Source organism: Bradyrhizobium sp. 191 (assembly GCF_023100985.1).
GTDB classification, from domain to species: domain Bacteria; phylum Pseudomonadota; class Alphaproteobacteria; order Rhizobiales; family Xanthobacteraceae; genus Bradyrhizobium; species Bradyrhizobium diversitatis.
This window is the reverse complement of record NZ_CP064692.1, coordinates 5346962-5364684: the sequence shown is the minus strand read 5'-3', so window position 1 is coordinate 5364684 and position 17723 is coordinate 5346962. Positions and strand designations below refer to the sequence as shown.

At 65.3% G+C, this 17723-nt stretch carries 15 protein-coding genes; 9 read left to right on the top strand and 6 right to left on the bottom strand.

The annotated features are described in order from the left end of the window. Positions 1-20 precede the first annotated feature (20 nt). Positions 21-806, top strand: coding sequence for an enoyl-CoA hydratase/isomerase family protein (locus tag IVB23_RS24920; RefSeq protein ID WP_247800411.1), 786 nt, complete (start codon positions 21-23; stop codon positions 804-806). 225 nt (positions 807-1031) lie between these two features. On the opposite strand, the gene IVB23_RS24915 is transcribed toward IVB23_RS24920, so the two are convergent. After that, entirely contained in the window at positions 1032-1676 is a 645-nt protein-coding gene (locus IVB23_RS24915) for a glutathione S-transferase family protein (protein ID WP_247800410.1), read from the bottom strand. A gap of 85 nt (positions 1677-1761) precedes the next feature. Between IVB23_RS24915 and IVB23_RS24910 the strand changes: the two genes are divergently transcribed. Continuing rightward, on the top strand, positions 1762-2742 hold the full coding sequence (locus IVB23_RS24910; protein ID WP_247800409.1) for a YafY family protein: 981 nt from the start codon (positions 1762-1764) through the stop codon (positions 2740-2742). Between the two features lie 137 nt (positions 2743-2879). Beyond that, positions 2880-3128 (top strand): hypothetical protein, encoded by a 249-nt coding sequence (locus tag IVB23_RS24905; RefSeq protein ID WP_061881237.1) that lies wholly within the window; start codon positions 2880-2882, stop codon positions 3126-3128. A 57-nt stretch (positions 3129-3185) separates the two neighbouring features. Here the strand turns inward: IVB23_RS24905 and IVB23_RS24900 are convergent, their stop codons facing one another. From IVB23_RS24900 to IVB23_RS24890, 3 genes are all read right to left on the bottom strand, one after another. Next, positions 3186-4133, bottom strand: a complete 948-nt coding sequence (locus IVB23_RS24900; protein WP_247800408.1) for a fatty acid desaturase — start codon at positions 4131-4133, stop codon at positions 3186-3188. A gap of 14 nt (positions 4134-4147) precedes the next feature. Continuing rightward, the gene (locus IVB23_RS24895; protein ID WP_247800407.1) at positions 4148-5164 is read right to left on the bottom strand and encodes an alpha/beta fold hydrolase; all 1017 of its coding nucleotides are present in this window, start codon (positions 5162-5164) and stop codon (positions 4148-4150) included. Between the two features lie 163 nt (positions 5165-5327). After that, positions 5328-6131, bottom strand: a complete 804-nt coding sequence (locus IVB23_RS24890) for an MBL fold metallo-hydrolase (protein ID WP_197964830.1) — start codon at positions 6129-6131, stop codon at positions 5328-5330. 173 nt (positions 6132-6304) lie between these two features. Here IVB23_RS24890 and IVB23_RS24885 point away from each other — a divergent pair, with 173 nt between their 5' ends. Together IVB23_RS24885 and IVB23_RS24880 are read left to right on the top strand one after the other, a co-directional pair. Further along, positions 6305-7507: an MFS transporter gene (locus tag IVB23_RS24885; protein ID WP_247800406.1), complete on the top strand. Its 1203-nt coding sequence runs from the start codon at positions 6305-6307 to the stop codon at positions 7505-7507. Between the two features lie 155 nt (positions 7508-7662). Continuing rightward, entirely contained in the window at positions 7663-8613 is a 951-nt protein-coding gene (locus IVB23_RS24880) for an AraC family transcriptional regulator (RefSeq protein ID WP_197964828.1), read from the top strand. 35 nt (positions 8614-8648) lie between these two features. Here IVB23_RS24880 and IVB23_RS24875 read toward each other — a convergent pair whose 3' ends face one another. After that, a complete protein-coding gene (locus IVB23_RS24875) occupies positions 8649-10262 on the bottom strand; it encodes an acyl-CoA synthetase (protein WP_247800405.1) in 1614 nt (537 codons plus the stop codon). 53 nt (positions 10263-10315) lie between these two features. Beyond that, complete coding sequence (locus IVB23_RS24870; RefSeq protein ID WP_131872037.1) at positions 10316-11095, bottom strand: FCD domain-containing protein; 780 nt, start codon at positions 11093-11095, stop codon at positions 10316-10318. Between the two features lie 153 nt (positions 11096-11248). On the opposite strand from IVB23_RS24870, the gene IVB23_RS24865 reads away from it, so the two are divergent. The 4 genes from IVB23_RS24865 to IVB23_RS24850 all read left to right on the top strand — a co-directional run bounded on the left by IVB23_RS24865 (position 11249) and on the right by IVB23_RS24850 (position 17643). Continuing rightward, positions 11249-12454, top strand: coding sequence for an ABC transporter substrate-binding protein (locus IVB23_RS24865; protein WP_247800404.1), 1206 nt, complete (start codon positions 11249-11251; stop codon positions 12452-12454). 235 nt (positions 12455-12689) lie between these two features. Beyond that, positions 12690-13757 carry an HlyD family efflux transporter periplasmic adaptor subunit gene (locus IVB23_RS24860; RefSeq protein WP_247800403.1) on the top strand — a complete coding sequence of 356 codons (1068 nt, stop codon included), beginning with the start codon at positions 12690-12692 and terminating at the stop codon, positions 13755-13757. Further along, positions 13754-16528 (top strand): ribosome-associated ATPase/putative transporter RbbA, encoded by a 2775-nt coding sequence (rbbA, locus tag IVB23_RS24855; protein WP_247800402.1) that lies wholly within the window; start codon positions 13754-13756, stop codon positions 16526-16528. The genes IVB23_RS24860 and rbbA overlap by 4 nt, the downstream gene beginning before the upstream one ends. 2 nt (positions 16529-16530) lie before the next feature. Beyond that, entirely contained in the window at positions 16531-17643 is a 1113-nt protein-coding gene (locus IVB23_RS24850) for an ABC transporter permease (RefSeq protein WP_247800401.1), read from the top strand. Positions 17644-17723: the final 80 nt, after the last annotated feature.

Genomic DNA, 17723 nt, shown 5'->3' with positions numbered 1-17723 from the left:
CGCCGACAATGGAGACAAGAATGTCGGACACCGCCGAGGCAGCCACCGGCCCCCTGATCGAGATCACCGGCGCACGCGCCACCATCCGCCTCAATCGACCGAAACATCTCAACCGGCTCCAGGCGGAGGATCTCGACGAGCTGACGAGGCTGTTCAACCGGATCGAAACCGATCCCGACATTCGCGTGCTGGTGCTGACCGGCACCGGGCGTGCCTTCTCCGCGGGCTACGATCTCAACTCGGTGGCGGAGCGCGCCGTCAGCGCGAGCGAGCAGCAGAGCGCGGGCTCGGCTTTCGAGGTGGTCGTCAACCGGCTGGAGGATCTGGGCGTACCGACCATCTGCCGGCTCAACGGCGGCGTCTATGGCGGCGCGACCGACCTCGCGCTCGCCTGCGATTTCCGGATCGGCGTCGATACCGCGGAGATGTTCATGCCGGCGGCGCGGCTTGGGCTGCATTATTACCCGAGCGGTATCAAACGCTACGTGACGCGTCTCGGCGTGGACAATGCGAAGAAACTGTTCCTGACCGCACAGAAGATCGGCGCGCCGGAGATGCTGCGTATCGGCTATCTCACCGCGATGGTGCCGGTGGAATGCCTCGACGAGGAAGTCGACAAGCTCGCCGGCGTCCTCGCCGGCAACGCCCCACAGGCGATGCGCGGCATGAAGCGCGCCATCAACGAGTTCGCCCGCGGCGAGTTCGATGAAGCCGCCGCCGACCAGCGCCACCGCGACAGCATGCGCGGCGACGAGATCAGGGAAGGCATCAGGGCGTTTGCGGAGAAGCGGGCACCACAGTTCTGAGGGATCGGGACGCGCCTCATACTCCGCTGTCGTCCCGGACAAGCGCGCCTCAAGCGCGCGCCGATCCGGGACCCATGGCCACAGGCAGAAGTTGCGGCGCGAGGCTGATAACTCCGAGTCTTCGCAAAACCAAATCCTGTGGTTATGGGTCCCGGGTCTGCGCTTACGCTTGCCCGGGACGACACCCAATGTGGGGTGTGCCTCTCGCCATCAGCACGAACGCCTTTACGAACCAGCCGCAGCTACATGCTGCGCCGCCATCTCGGCGTCGGCTACCGTGATACGCTGGAACGCCGGCCGCGCCGTCATGCGTTCGGCATAACGGACGAACACGTCCTTCTTCGGCACGATGCCGAACATCATGGTCCAGCTGAAGGCGACGCCCCAGAGCACATCGGCGGCCGTCATGCGCTCGCCGAGCAGATAGGGGCCCTTCGACAGCTGTGTCTCGAGCGCACCCAGCATGGTGTCGTAATCGGCATAGGGCGATTGCGTGATCGGCGCCGGCTCCCGCTGCATGAACTTGTCGATCAGGGCCGGCTCGAACGACGACCCGTAATATGCGATCCAGCGCAGATAGGGGCCGCGCAGCGGATCGTTCAGGGCGGGCGTGAGGCCGGCCTGCGGAAACAGGTCGGCGAGATAGATGGTGATGGCGACCTGCTCCGTCACCAGCGCTTCGCCATGGCGGATCGCCGGCACCTTGCCGAGCGGGTTGATGGCGAGATAGGCGGGCATGCGCTGCTCGCCGGCCTTCATGTTGAGGACGTGGAGATCGTAAGGAGCGCCCAGTTCCTCCAGCAGCACCCGCGTGCCGGTGGCGCGCGTCTGCGGCGAATAATACAGCGTGATGCGGTTCGGATCGGTCATGGCAGTCTCCCTCTTGCCGGCTGGCGCAGGGCTGCTTGTAGCGGACCATACCTGACATCTTCTGTCAGGTATGGTTTAAGGGATCATGCGCGCGAGCCGGATGCTGTCGATCCTCACCACCCTCCAGGCCAGGGGACGGGTCACCGCGCCCACGCTCGCGGAGGCCTGCGAAGTCTCGGTGCGAACGATTTATCGCGACATCGACGCGCTCGCGGCGTCCGGCATTCCGGTTTACGCCGACCGCGGCGCCGAAGGCGGCTATCGCCTGCTCGACGGCTATCGCGTGCGGCTGAACGGCCTGTCGCAAAGCGAGGCGGGCGCGCTGTTCCTGGCGGGATTGCCCGGCCCGGCGGCCGCGCTCGGGCTCGACGCCGCGATGATCGCCGCGCAGAACAAGCTGATGGCTGCCCTGCCCGAGACTCTGCGCGAAGACGCCGGCCGGATGCAGGAGCGTTTTCACCTGGACGCACCGGGCTGGTTCGGCCAGGCGGAGGACCCAAAGCACCTGCGCGCCATCGCCGGCGCCGTGCTGCGCGGGACGCTGATCAGGATCCGCTACCAGAGCTGGCGCGCGGAGAAGCAACGACGCGTCGCGCCGCTCGGCCTCGTGCTGAAGGGCGGCAGCTGGTATCTCGCCGGCCAGGTCGACGGCAGCGTGCGCACCTATCGCGTCGCGCGCGTGCTGGATTGCACGGCGCTCGACGACCGCTTCGACAGGTCCGCCGGCTTCGATCTCGGCGCCTATTGGCAGGCCGCGACGCTGCGCCTGGAAGCCGAGATGCATCCCAATGTCGCGACGGTGCGGCTGTCGCCGTTCGGCGTCAAACTGCTCGACGCGCTGAGCCAGCCCTACGTCAAGGCACGCACGCAGCTTGAAGAGACCATAGATGCCGATGGCTGGCGCATTGCGCGAGTCCCGGTCGGCAAGACGTCGTGGCACGCCTCGGCCGAATTGCTGCGGCTCGGCCCCGAGGCCGAAGTGCTGGAGCCTGCCGATCTCCGCGACAAGATGGCGGAGCTGACGCAGGCGATGGCTGTGCGCTATCGCGCGATGCGAAAAGCCTGACGGCAGCACACTTTGTCGCAGCCCACGAAACAATCCTGAAACACGATTCTCCGCATCCCGTGTGAACGCGATCGCATCTCATCTCGACCGAGATGCAGGGACACAACAATGGCCCCTGCGCCAAATGGAGAATGAAGATGTTTCGTAAGCTTGCTCTCGGTCTGATCGCTGCCGGCTCGCTCGGTTTTGCCGCCCTCGCGCCCACCGCGGCCTCGGCGGGCGGCTTCCATCACCATCACGGTCATCACCACTGGGGTCCCGGCTGGGGCGTTGGCGGTATCTACCTCAACACGGGCGTCAGCAACTGCTACCAGGAGCGCCTCGTCCGCACCCGTCATGGCCTGCGCGTGCGCGTCGTGAACGTCTGCGCCTACGGGATCTACTGATATCTCCCCTCGCGGCAAAGCCCCGATCGCAAAGCGATCGGGGCCTTTTGCGTCTGGCTAGCCGGCCTGCCGCTGCCGGCGAAACCAGGCCCAGGTCTCCCGCGTCGTTCTGATGTAGCCGCGGCCGCGATGCACGATCTCGCCGTCGACGATCTCGTTCAGCTTCGGCAGCGCGTGAAAGGGGATCGAGGGATAGGCGTGGTGCTCGACATGGTAGGGCATGTTCCACGCGAACCATTTGACGACCGCGCCGGTGTAGGTGGTGCGGGTGTTGTGGAAGGCGCTACGGGCTTGGTCACAGCCGGTATGCTCGGCGTAGAGGTAGGGCCGCAGGAAGAACTGCCCGATGATCAGCGGCACGATCCAGACCCAGAGCAGCAGCGCCGAGGAAAACCAGAGTGAGAGCGCGAGCAGCAGCACATAGAGGGACACATGGATCCGCGCCTCCGTCACGATGACGGCGCGCTTATTCTCGGGGATCCAGGGCACGGTGACCTTGCCGGTGAGCGCATGGCCGAGCATCAGCCGCAGCCGGCCGGCGACCTGGAGCAGGCCGCTATAGGCCAGCGCAAGCTGCGTGTCGGATGCCGGCTTCACCCCGACGATCAGCTCGGGATCCCTTTCCGGATCCTGCGTGTAGCGGTGATGGTCCCAGTGAAACAGGCAGTAATATTCGTAAGGCAGTCCGATGATGAAGGCCGAGAGATAACCCACCGTGAGATTGAGGCCGCGGCTCCTGAACGCGGTCTTGTGCGCGGTCTCGTGCACCGCCATGAACAGGAAGGCGACGACATAGCCCTGCACCACCATCAGCGGCAGCGCCCAAAGCACGCCCCATGTCGACGATACCTTCCAGATTAACGCGCCCACCAGCAGGATCACGCCGTAATGGCCAAGGCTCTGCGCCGCACCCCTGATATTGGAGCGAACCGACAATTCGCGCAGCATGGCCGGTGTCAGCGGCTTCAGGCGATGCCCGGGTTCTGAAATGGTTGCGTCGCTCATGATCGGTGCCTGCCCTATTTGCTGAGAAGCGCGGCGATCTCGGCCTTGATGAAGGCCTGGTCGCGCGGATTGTTGACGGGGTTGCCGGCGCGATGACCATGCAGCGATGGGATCGGATGCAGCACGGCTGATGTCGCGCTGACGAGCCGGCCGAGTTCGTCCTCGTTGTCGCGGACGTCGAAATAGCGATCGGTCGCGCCCGGCATCAGCAGCATGTGTGCCTTGATCGCCGCCAGCGCTCGATCGAAATCGCCCGCGAACGTCGGACAGCGGCTGACGTCGCCATTCTGCCAGATCACGATCTGCGCCAGGAGGTCGTTGGCGTCGCGCCGCGCAAACGTCGCGTCCCAGGCGCGGACGAGATAATCCTCCAGCGAATTGAAGCCGGCCTCGCGCCAGAGCTCGTCGCGATAGAAGCCGTGCGACATCGCCCAGCCGGCATAGACGCGCCCCATGGCGCGATAGCCGGCAACGGGTCTTTCAGCGAAACGGCCGTCGCGGAAGGCCGGATCGGCCGTGAGCGCGGCCTTCACACTTTCCAGGAAGACGTGGTTGTAGGGCGCACAGCGGGCACTGCCGCAGACGACCGCGGCACGCTCGACCATGTCGGGGTGCAGCGCCGCCCAGTGATAGGCCTGCATACCACCCATCGACCAGCCATAGACCAGCGCAAGCTTGGAGACGCCGAAGCGTTCGGTAAGCAGCCGGTGCTGGACCGCGATGGCATCGTGATAGGTCACCTCGGGAAATGGCGCGGGCGTATTCGACGGCGAGGACGACAGGCCGTTGCCGAACAGGTTCGGGATGATGACGAAGTAACGCGTGGCATCGAGCACGCCGTCGGGCCCGATCAGCCATTCCGTATCGGTGTGCTGCGCACCGAACGAGGTCGGATAGAGGATGACGTTGTCCCGGGCCGGACTCAGCGTGCCGTAGGTCTTGTAGGCGAGCTTCATGGCGGGAAGGACGGTCCCGGACCGGAGCAGGACGTCGCCGGCCTCGAAGATCTCGTAGTCGCGCTGCGCCGTCATGCATTCAGCTCCCGCTCACGGAGGCCGCAAAACCCCACGGCTTCCGCGATGCATCGATCATGCCGGCCCCCGCAGATACGTCGTTTTGCGGCAAGACCTCAATAATTGTACTTTTAGTACAGTTATTGATATCCGGCAAGATAAATCCGATTCGCAGACCAGCTCAGGCGATGGCCGCCAGATAACGCGCGACCGACGCAGCAAATGCCGCCTTGGCGCCGCTGGCGATGTTGCGGCCCCACCAGGCGCCGTAGATCCGGTCGAAGGCGAGCGGCTCGACGGCTGCCGCGATCCGCCGCACCGCGGCGGCGCCCAGCGGCATGTAATTCGGATAGGAGTACATGAAGCTGACGAAGCGGCGGTCCATCGTCACCTGCGCGATGTCCCCGGTGAGCAACGCGCCCTTGCCGTCCGCACCACGCCTATAATGCAGCATGGTGGCGCCGGCGAAGTGGCCGCCGGTGCGCAGCAGTTGCACGTCATCGGTGATGCGATGGCGCTCGCCGGTCCAGTGCACGATCGCCGGATGAGGCCGAGTGACGAAGGCGCTGTCATCGGCGTGCAGGTACACCGGCACGCCGCCGAACGTTTCGCTCCAGTCGGCGACCGCGCCGTAGTAGTGCGGATGCGAGATCGCGATGGCCTTCAGCCCGCCGAGTGCCGCGACATGCTGGATGGCCTCGTCGGTCGCAAGCGGAATGCAATCCCACATCACGCAGCCATCGTCTTGAGGCACCAAAAGTGCGCGCTGCCCGATGGCAAAGCTCGGCTCCATCCCGATCCCGGTGAGGCCAAGATCGTCGCGGCCCACCAGTCGATGCCTCCGCGCGAGCTCCTCGCGCGCGAGAAAGGTCTGCCCTTTCCAGTTCACAAACTGTCGCTCGTCCTCGCAAATCGGGCAGGAGTCGGGCGGCGCTCCACGTGAGGGAAATTGAGCACCGCAGGTTTCGCAGGTCCAGAGAGGCATGACTCGGGCTCCGTGGGAAGGTCCAGGATGACATTGCGGACAAGCTCCCGGCAAGATCGATGGCCGGCAACAGTGGCTGGAACCAACGCGGTGAGCGCCCGTTACGTTCAGGTCCACGCCAGAACGATTTGGCCAAGGGGATCACGACACACGAAGAGCATGTTCGAGTATCGATGGCATCGCGGTCTCCCACCTCTCCCCGTATCTGGCCTTTGTTCGCGCTCAACTTCTTCATGGCCGACATGCAGTCGGGCATCGGGCCGTTCGTGGGTGTCTTCCTTCAGGAACGCGGCTGGGCGACCGGCCTGATCGGCACCGCCATGACGATCGGCAACGTCGCGGGCATGCTGATCACCACGCCGATCGGGGGCTTCATCGATGCCAGCCGCAACAAGCGGCTTTGGGTCGTCATTCCCGGCATCTGCGTCGTTCTCGCGTCCGGGATCATCCTGATCTCGCAGAACTTCTGGGCAGTGACGTTCTCGCAGGTCGCACAATCGCTGGCGAGCGCCGCGATCGTGCCGGCGGTAACGGGCATCACGCTCGGCATCGCCAAGCAGAAGGGCTTCAATGCGCTCAATGGCCGCAACCAGGCCTACAACCATGCGGGCAACATGGTCGGCGCCGCGTTGTCGGGCTATCTCGGCTACAAGTTTGGCTATGTCGCCGTGTTCGCGCTGGCGGCCGTGTTCGGTGCCATCGCCATCGCCTGCGTCCTGATGATCCCCGCAAAGGCAATCGACGACCGCGCCGCGCGCGGCAGCAAGGAGGACGACTCCAAAGCTCCGCCGGATGCGATGACGATGCTGCTCAAGCACCGGGCGCTGCTCGTGCTGGCTCTCACCCTCGCGCTCTTCCATCTCGGCAACGCCGCCATCGTTCCGCTCTACGGACTAGCCGCGGTGGCCGAAGGGCAGGCCAACGGCCCGAGCTTCGTCGCGACCACCGTAGTGATCGCGCAAGGCGTGATGATCGTGACATCGCTGATCGCGATGAAGGCCGCGAGCAAGCGCAACTACTGGCCGGTGATCCTGGTCTCCTTCATGTTCTTACCCGTCCGCGGCGTGCTCGCCTTCTTCGTCACGGGATGGTGGGGCGTCGTGCCGATGCAGGTGCTCGACGGCATCGGCACTGGGCTGCAGACTGTCGCCGTCCCGGGCATGGTCGCGCGCTCGCTCAACGGCACCGGCCGCATCAATCTCGGCCAGGGCGCTGTGATCACGGTGCAGGGTATCGGCGCGAGCCTCAGTCCCGCACTTGGCGGCTGGATCGCGCAATGGATCGGCTACGGACCGACCTTCCTGCTGCTCGGCGGCTTTGGGCTCGCGTCGATCGCATTGTGGCTGGCCTTCGCGGCGGCGGTGAAGGAGTATTGAGCTTCAGCGGCGCGGAGTGTCCTATTGCGGCACCTGGTCACTGGTTCAACGCGCGATTGCGAGTGGTTTTTCACGCAATTCAGCGCTTTTCTCGTTGCCGCACCTCGGTGACCCGATCAGGATATGGATCGTCCACCCACGTTTACGGCCGACCGATGACCCCGCCTCAGCTCTCATTCAACGGCGATCCCACGGGGCCGGCCTATGAGGGCTGGCGCGAGCAGTTCTGCCGGCAGGTGATGGGAACCGATTTCGTTCCCATCGGAGACGGCCCGGTGCACCGGACAATCACTCCCGCCATCCTTCCGCGCATCAGACTGTCCGCCTCGTTCGGCACGCCGATGAGCTTCGTGTCCATGGGCACGAACGACGAATTGGTCGTCGTCATGTCACCGAATTCGGCCCTGAGCGGGGCCATGGGACGTCGCGCGCTGAACGTTGCCGCCGGCGACCTCACCATCGGAGATCCGTCGATCAAGGGAGCCCGCGTCACTCAGACCGCGTACGGCAACTTCCAGACCGCGTTGTTGCCCCGCAAGGCGCTGCTGCGCGCCTGCCCGAATGCCGAGGACCTGATTGCACGACCGATCGACGGCCTCAAGCCGATCGCATCGATGTTCCTTCGATATTATGACCTCGCACATGCGCATGCTGCCGGGCTCGGAGCCTCGGAGCTCGACGCGGTTTCGCAGCACCTGTTCGATCTTTCTGTGTTGATGATCGGAGCCCGCGGCGATGCCGCCGAGGAGGCGCGGACGCGCGGCCTTGCCGCGGCGCGTCTCGAAGCCCTGAAGTCCGACATCCTGGCGCAGCTGGACAGCCCCGCCTTGTCGCTGTCCGATCTTGCCGCCGCGCACCGGATCAGCCCGCGCACCATCCAATTGCTGTTCGAGCGCGCCGGCATCACCTATAGCGGTTTCGTGCTGGAGCAGCGGCTGCTGCGGGCCGAGCGGTTGCTGCGAAATCCCGCCATGCGCACACGCAAGATCATCGAGATCGCGCATCTGGCGGGATTTCACGACGTATCCTATTTCCACCGCGCGTTTCGCCGCCGTTTCGGACAGACGCCGGACGACGTGCGAAGGCTCGCCGACGACCCCGGCTAGCGAAACTTCGCCCGTGCGCGCAGCCGCGCGCGGCCTCACGTCCCGAAATTCTTCTGGATCGCCTTGTCGAGCGTCTCGCCGCCGACGAAGCGCTGGCGCAGCTCGCGCTTCAGCAGCTTGCCGCTCGGATTCTTAGGCAGACTGTCGACGAAGATGACGCGCTTGGGCACCTTGAAATGCGCCATCTGGCCGGCGCAGTGCTTGATAACGGCGTCCTCGTCCAGCGTCTCCCCGCTCTTGACCACGACGATTGCGGTCACCGCCTCGATCCAGCGCGGATCGGGCAGGCCGACCACGGCGACCTCGGAGACGGCGGGGATGCGATAGACCATCTCCTCGACCTCGCGGCTCGCGACGTTCTCGCCACCGGTCTTGATCATGTCCTTGACGCGATCGACTACGGTGATGTGGCCCTCGTCGTCGACCGTAGCGAGATCGCCCGAGTGAAACCAGCCGCCGGAGAACGCCGCCGCGGTCTTGACGGGATCGTTGTAGTAGCCGGACAGCAGATGCGGCGAGCGGTGCACGATCTCGCCGACTTCGTCCACCTTGACATCCTCCATCGCCGTGTTGACCACGCGCGTCTCGACATTGAGCACGGGCTTGCCGGCCGAGCCGGCCTTGCGCAGCTGGTCCTCCGGCCGCAGCACGGTCGCGAGCGGTGCGATCTCGGTCTGGCCGTAGAAATTCCAGAACTTGACGTTGGGCAGGCGACGCTGAAGCTCGAGCAGGACTTCCACCGGCATGATCGAGGCGCCGTAATAACCCTTCTGCAGAGTCGACAGATCGGTCTTGTCGAAGTTCGGCGAGCGCAGCATCGCGATCCAGATCGTCGGCGGCGCGAAGAAGGACGTGATCCTGTGTGCCTCGATCAGCGCCAGGATATTGTCGGCAGTCGGCTTGCCGGTGATCACGCCGGAGGCGCCGAGATAGATCTGCGGCCCCAGGAAGACATCGAGCTGGGCGCAATGATAGAGCGGCAGCGCGTGCAGGAACTTGTCGTCCGCGCTCATGCCGCCGTCGATGATGGAGCTGACATACTGCCACATCACGGCCTCGTGGGTCAGCATCGCGCCCTTGGGCAGGGATTCCGTGCCGCTGGTGTAGACGATCTGCGCGAGATCGCGGCTGTCGACCGATGCGTCCAGGAACGAACCGTCGGCGTCGAGGAGATCGTCGAAGGTGGTGAGCCCCGCAGGCGCCGTGGCCGCATCCTCGCCCGGCAGCCAGATCATCTTCTCGACCGCGCAATCCTTCGCGCTGGCCGCGCGTGCCTGCTCCACGAAGTCCGATCCGGTCGCGAGCAGTTTCGCGCCGGAGCTCTTCAGGATGAAATTGATCTCGTCCGGATTGAGCATGAAGTTGATCGGCACCAGCACGGCGCCGATCCGCGCCGCCGCGAAGCGCAGCGCGGCGAAGGCGTGCGAATTGCGCGACAGCACCGCGACTCGGTCGCCCTTCCTGACGCCAAGCCCGAGCAGGCCGCGGCCGAGCCGGTTGCAGATCGCGTCCATTTCGACAAAGGTCCAGCTCACACCGCCGCAGCTTACCGCGAGCTTGTTCGGCTCGCGGCCCGCCGAGCGGCGCAAGAGATCGCCGATCGAATGCTCGCGCGCTTTCGAGATGGTAGCTGCGGTGTCGCCAGTCATGTGTTCCTCCGTGTGATATCTTTGTTCGTTGTGCTGCACGAATTCCAAAGGCGCTATCTGCGGCGGGTCGCCTGCGCGTGCTCCATGTACATGTGCTCGACCGAGCGATCGAGCGACGCGATCTTCTCGAAGCCGCGCCGCCAGTCCTGCAGGTGCCGGCGCGTCCACAGCACGCCGGCTTCCCGGTCGCGGCGGCGGATCGCATCGATGAGATGGCGGTGCGCCGCGACGAGACGCGGGCCGCCTTCGGCGACACCTGTCACGATCATCTCAGTGGTCGGATAGAACAACTGCGCTGCCGGCTCCCGCGCGAGCTGGAGCACGCGGTTCTGCGAGGCCTTGGCGACCAGAACATGGAATTCGGCATCGCATTCGGCAAGCATCGCGGCGTCGCCGACTACGGCCTCGCTGCGCGCGAGATTGCCGGCGAGCTCGGCGATGTTCTCCTCCGTCGCCCGTTCCACCGCGCCCTCTATGCTGGCGACTTCCAGCGTCATCGAGGCCTCGTACAGTTCACGGAAGGTGACCTCGTGCAGGACCAGCGCGCGGCTGAGACGGCTCGCGAGCTTGCTGTAGCGCGGCAGGCAGGCGTGCAGGCGGCGCGAGGAATCGCGCCTGATCAGCCCGCCTTCCTCCAGCACGCGGATGCCCTCGCGAATGGTCGAGCGATTGACGCCGAATTGGCGGACCAGATCGTGCTCGGTGCCGATGGGATCGCCCGGCTTGATGCGGCCATTGACGATCTCGCGCTCGATGGCGTCAGCAACCTTCTGATAGGCGGGCGCGACATCGATCGGACGAAACAGTGGAGCGACAGGCAAATCAAACTCCATTGGCGATTGTCCGACAAACCTTATGCTTGACCGGAGAATGCGTCAAACTCCCGCATTTCAGCCTCCGGTGCAAGAAATTGACTCTGCCGGAACCTGGCTCTAGCTTTGTCGGACAAAGGGACAGAATAGCCCCGTTATGAGGAAACGTATCCAATGAGACCTATCGCGGCACTCGTGTCTGCGGCCGGATTGCTGTCGGCTGCCTTGATCGCCCCCACCTCGGCCCAGCAGGCACCGCTCAAGATCGGCGTGCTCTCCGACTTCTCGTCCGTCTATTCAGACATCGGCGGCATGGGGAATGTCGAGGCCACCAAAATGGCGATCGAGGACTTTGGCGGGCAGATGTTCGGCAAGCCGATCGAGATGCTGAGTGCCGACGTGCTCAACAAGCCCGACGTCGCCTCCACCATCGCCCGCAAATGGTGGGAGACCGAAGGCGTCGACATGATCATCGATCTGCCGACATCGGCGACCGCGCTCGCGGTGATGGAGCTGTCGAAGCAGTACGAGAAGATCATGATCGTGACGGATGCGGCGAGCTCCGACATCACCGGAAAGTCCTGCTCGCCCTACACCGCGCACTGGACCTACGACACCTATGCCAACGCGCACACCGTCGGCAGCGCCATCGTCAAGAACGGCGGCGACACCTGGTTCTTCCTGACCGCGGACTACGTGTTCGGCCATTCGGTCGAGCGCGACACCGGTGACGTGGTAAAGGCCTCCGGCGGAAAGGTGCTGGGCAGCGTCAAGCATCCCCTCAACACGGCGGACTTCTCCTCGTTCCTGCTTCAGGCCCAGGCTTCCAAGGCCAAGATCATCGGCCTCGCGAACGGCGGCGGCGACACCATCAACGCGATCAAGCAGGCCGGCGAGTTCGGCATCGTTGCCGGGGGCCAGAACCTGGCTGCGATCGTGATGTTCATCTCCGACGTGCACAGCCTCGGGCTCAAGCTGGCGCAAGGGCTGATCGTCACCGAGGCCTACTATTGGGACCTCAACGACAGGACTCGCGCCTTCGGCAAACGCTTTCTGGAACGCGTCAAGCGCATGCCGACGATGAACCAGGCGGCGACCTACAGCGCGACGCTGCATTATCTCAAGGCCGTGCAGGCTGCCGGCACCAGGGACACCAAGACGGTGATGGCGAAGATGCGCGAGCTGCCAGTGCGCGACGCCTTCACCGACAACGGCACCTTGCGCGAGGACGGCCGCATGGTGCACAGCATGTACCTGTTCCAGGTGAAGAAGCCCGAGGAATCGAAGGGGTCCTGGGATTACTACAAGCTGCTCGCCGAAGTTCCCGCGGACCAGGCGTTCCGGTCGCTGAAGGACGGCGGCTGCCCGCTGGTGAAGTGAGGCGGCCCGGGTCGCGTCGAAAGCAATTCGTTCGGCAAGCCCCGCTCGTCCGCCCGACCAATCAGGGCGGACGAGCGGTGACGAGATGCGCAGGCCCAAAATTGAGGCAGGACACCGCGCGCGCGGTCTGATCTGCATCAAGCTGCGGCGCAAAATTCGCTGCAATGTTGAGTGCGCCCAGCAGCCGGGCGCTCGTGTCTCAACAGTGGACGCCGCCGCGCGGCGTTAAGAACAGATGAACTTCACACCGGGTCGCGTCGTCGCCGTGATCGCCGTCCTGCTCGCGGGCGGCGGCTATTATTATTGGCAGCACCGTGATGCCGACGCGCTGCCACCGGGTTTCGCCCGCGGCAATGGCCGCATCGAGGCAGTCGAGATCGACATCGCCACCAAGACGCCGGGACGAATCCGCGAGATCCTGGTCAACGAAGGCGATTTCGTCAGCGCGGGCCAGGTTCTGGCACGCATGGATACCGAGCAGCTGCAGGCCCAGCGCCGCCAGGCCGAAGCGCAGCTCCAGCGCGCAATGATCAATGTGGAGACCGCGAAGAGCCTGGTGAACCAGCGCGAGGCCGAACGCAAGGCCGCCGAAGCCGTGGTCGACCAGCGCATCGCCCAGCTCGACACCACGAGCCGCAAGCTGGACCGGTCCGAACAATTGATCAAGACGAGTGCGGTGTCCCAGCAGGTCCTGGACGACGACCGCTCCGCCAATGCCACGGCGAAAGCGGCGCTGGCCGCGTCCCATGCCCAGGTCGCGGCATCGGAAGCCGCAATCAGCTCCTCCCGCGCCATGGTGATCGACGCCGGCGCCGCCGTCGACGCGGCAAAGGCCGCGATCGAAAGCATCAATGCCGACCTCAACGACAGCGTGCTGAAGGCGCCGCGCGACGGCCGCGTGCAGTATCGCGTGTCGCAGCCCGGCGAAGTGCTCGCTGCCGGCGGCCGCGTCCTCAACATGGTCGATCTCGGCGACGTCTACATGACGTTCTTCCTGCCGACGGCCGAGGCCGGCCGCGTCGCGATGGGCGCCGAGGTCCGCCTCGTGCTTGACGCCATCCCGCAATACGTGATCCCCGCCAAGGCCACCTTCGTCGCCGACGTCGCACAATTCACGCCCAAGACCGTCGAGACCGAGGAGGAGCGCCAAAAGCTGATGTTCCGCATCAAGGCGCATATCGCGCCCGACCTGCTGCGCCAGCACATCGAGCACGTGAAGACCGGCCTTCCCGGCATGGCCTATGTGCAGCTCGATCCGGCGGCGCAATGGCCCGACAACCTCAAGATCAAGTTGACGAGATGAGCACGACTGCCGCAGCCGAAGCACCGGCTGCCGTCGGCAGCGTGGTGCATCTGGAAGGCGTGGGCCTGAGCTACGGCAAGACCCGGGCGCTCGAGGCCATCACGCTCGACCTGCCGTCCGGCTGCATGGTCGGGATGATCGGCCCCGACGGAGTCGGCAAATCGAGCCTGCTCGCCCTGATCGCGGGCGCGCGCGCGATCCAGGAGGGACGCATCCACGTGCTCGGCGGCGATATGGCGAGCGCGCGCCACCGCCGCAACGTGTGCCCCGACATCGCCTACATGCCGCAGGGCCTCGGCAAGAATCTGTACCCGACACTGTCGGTGTTCGAGAACATCGACTTCTTCGGTCGCCTGTTCGGGCACGACAAGGCGGAGCGGAACAGGCGGATCGCGGGCCTGCTGCGCGACACCGGCCTGACGCCCTTTGCCGACCGGCCGGCGGCAAAGCTCTCCGGCGGCATGAAGCAGAAGGTCGGCCTGTGCTGCGCGCTGATCCACGATCCCGAGCTCCTGATCCTGGACGAGCCGACCACCGGCGTCGATCCGCTGTCGCGCCGCCAGTTCTGGGAATTGATCAACTCGATCCGCGACAGCCGGCCCGGCATGAGCGTGATCGTCTCGACCGCCTACATGGAGGAGGCTGCGCAGTTCGATTTCCTGATCGCGATGAACGCCGGCCGCGTGCTGGCGACCGGAACGCCCGCCGAACTCAAGCGGCAGACCGGCGCCGATACGCTGGATGACGCCTTCATCCGTCTTCTGCCCGAGGCCGAGCGCAGCAACCATACCAAGGTGGTCATCCCGCCGCGCGACGAGGACCACGCGGAGATCGCGATCGAGGCCGACCACTTGACGCGGCGGTTCGATGGTTTCGTTGCCGTCGACGACGTCAGCTTCCGCATCAGGAAGGGCGAGATCTTCGGCTTTCTCGGCTCGAACGGCTGCGGCAAGACCACGACCATGAAGATGCTCACCGGCCTCCTGCCCGCGAGCGAAGGCACCGCGCGGCTGTTCGGCAACACCATCGATGCCGGCGACATGTCGGTGCGGCGGCGCATCGGCTACATGTCGCAGGGCTTCTCACTCTATTCCGAACTCACGGTCACGCAGAATCTCGATCTGCATGCGCGCCTGTTCGAGCTGCCGGCAGACACCATCGCCGCGCGCATCGACGAGATGATCGCCCGGTTCGATCTTGCCGACGTCGTCGATGCCCTGCCCGACGCCCTGCCACTCGGGCTGCGGCAGCGGCTGTCGCTGGCGGTCGCCATGATCCATGCGCCCGACATCCTCATCCTCGACGAGCCGACCTCCGGCGTGGATCCGGTCGCCCGCGACCGCTTCTGGCAGATCCTCGCCGAGCTCTCCCGCAAGGACAACGTCACCATCTTCGTCTCCACCCATTTCATGAACGAGGCCGAGCGCTGCGATCGGATCTCGCTGATGCATGCCGGCAAGGTGCTGACGTCGGATACGCCCGCCGCGATCGTGGCCGCGCGCGGCACCGCCACGCTGGAGCAAGCCTTCATCGCCTGCCTGGAAGAGGCGATCGCGGACACGACGGAGCCGGCCCGCCAGCCGGCGGCCGCCTCGCCGCCGCCCGCATCTGCGAGCCCCACAGCGGTCCGTCGGCACAGCGCCGCGTTCAATCCGACGCGCATGCTGGCCTATTCCCGTCGCGAGACGCTCGAGCTGCGGCGCGATCCGATCCGCGCCACGCTCGCGATCCTCGGCAGCGTGCTGCTGCTGTTCGTGCTCGGCTACGGCATCAGCATGGACGTCGAGAATCTGACCTTCGCGGTGCTCGATCGCGACGACAGCACGATCAGCCGCGACTACAGCCTTCAGATCGCGGGCTCGCGCTACTTCACCCAGAAATCTCCGATCACCGACTACGCCGATCTCGACCGCCGCATGCGCGCCGGCGAGATCGGCCTCGCGATCGAGCTGCCGCCGGGCTTCGGCCGCGACGTCAGCCGCGGCCGCCATGTCGAGATCGGCGCCTGGGTCGACGGCGCCAATCCGACGCGGGCCGAGACGCTGCGCTCCTACGCCCAGGCGATCCACGCGACCTGGCTCGCGCAGAAGGGCCGCGAGCTCTATGGCGATGCGGCGATCGCCGGCACCTATCAGCTCCAGGTGCGCTACCGCTACAATCCTGATGTCATCAGCGTCGTCGCCATGGCGCCGGGCATCATCCCGCTGCTGCTGATCATGATTCCGGCGGTGCTCGCGGCGCTGGCGGTGGTGCGCGAGAAGGAGCTCGGATCGATCGTCAATTTCTACGTCACGCCGGTGACGCGGCTGGAATTCCTGCTCGGCACGCAGCTGCCCTATGTCGTGCTGGCATTCGGAAACTTCCTCCTCCTCGTCGGCTTTGCCCTCGCCGTCTTCCGCGTGCCTTTCACCGGGAGCTTCCCGACCTACGCGCTGGCCGCGCTGCTCTACGTCACGGCCACGACCGGCATGGGGATGGTGATCTCGGCCTTCATGAACAGCCAGATCGCGGCCCTGTTCGGCACCGTCCTGATCACGCTGATCCCGGCCATCCAGTATTCCGGGCTGATCGATCCGGTCTCGTCGCTGCAGGGACTGGGCGCCCTGATCGGGCGGCTCTATCCCACCACCTATTTCGTCACGATCTCGCGCGGCACGTTCTCCAAGGCCTTGGGGTTCGACACCCTCCACAACGATCTCCTGGCGCTCGCCGTCATGGTCCCCGTCCTGGTGATCGCCGGCACGATGCTGCTGAAGAAACAGGCCCGCTGACCATGCGCTTCGACAATGTGTTTCAGCTCGGCATCAAGGAATTGCGCGGCCTGGTGCGCGACCCCATGCTGCTGGTGCTGATCGTCTATTCGTTCACGCTGGCGGTTTATGCCGGCGCAAAGGCGCTGCCGGAAACCCTGAACCACGCGGCGATCGCCATCGTCGACGAAGACCATTCGCCGGTCTCGACCCGGATCGGGATGGCGTTCACCCCGCCTTATTTCTCGACGCCGCGCTTGATCTCGCAATACGAGATGGACCGCAGGATGGACGCCGGCCTCGACACCTTCGCGCTCGACATCCCGCCGGATTTCCAGCGCGATCTGCTGGCGCGCAAATCGCCCACGATCCAGCTCAACATCGATGCGACGCGCATTTCGCAGGCGTTCAACGGCGGCGGCTATATCGAGCAGATCGTCAGCGCGGAGGTCGCGGAGTTCCTGGCGCGTGCGCGCAATGCGCAGGCCGCGCCGATCGAACTGGCGCTGCGGGCAAGGTTCAACCCCGAGCTGAAGAAGTCGTGGTTCGGCGCCATTGATCACGTCATCACCTCGATCACCATGCTCTCGATCATCCTGACCGGCGCCGCGCTGATCCGCGAGCGCGAGCACGGCACGATCGAGCACCTCCTGGTGATGCCGGTCACGCCGCTCGAGATCATGGTGAGCAAGGTCTGGTCGATGGGAGCGGTGGTGCTGATCGCCTCGGCGCTGTCGATCGCCTTCGTCGTCAAGGGATGGCTGGCGGTCACGATCGACGGCTCGCTGGCGCTGTTTCTGGTCGGCGCGGCGCTGCAGCTGTTCGCCACCACCAGCATGGGCATCTTCCTCGCCACCGTCGCCGGATCGATGCCGCAGTTCGGACTGCTGCTGATCATGATCCTGCTGCCGCTGCAGACCCTGTCGGGCAGCATGACGCCGCGGGAGAGCATGCCGCAATTCGTCCAGGACATCATGCTGGCGGCGCCCAACACGCATTTCGTGATGCTGGCGCAGGCGATCCTGTTCCGCGGCGCGGGCCTGGAGGCGGTGTGGCCGCAGCTTGCCGCGCTCGCCGTGATCGGCGGCGTCTTCTTCGTGATCGCGCTGCGGCGGTTTCGGGCGTTTCTGGCCTGATTGGCCCTCCGCCACGCGGCTCGGAGCCGGTGTCCGGGCACGGCTTCGATCTGCCCCAACCAAAAAGGGCGAAAACAACC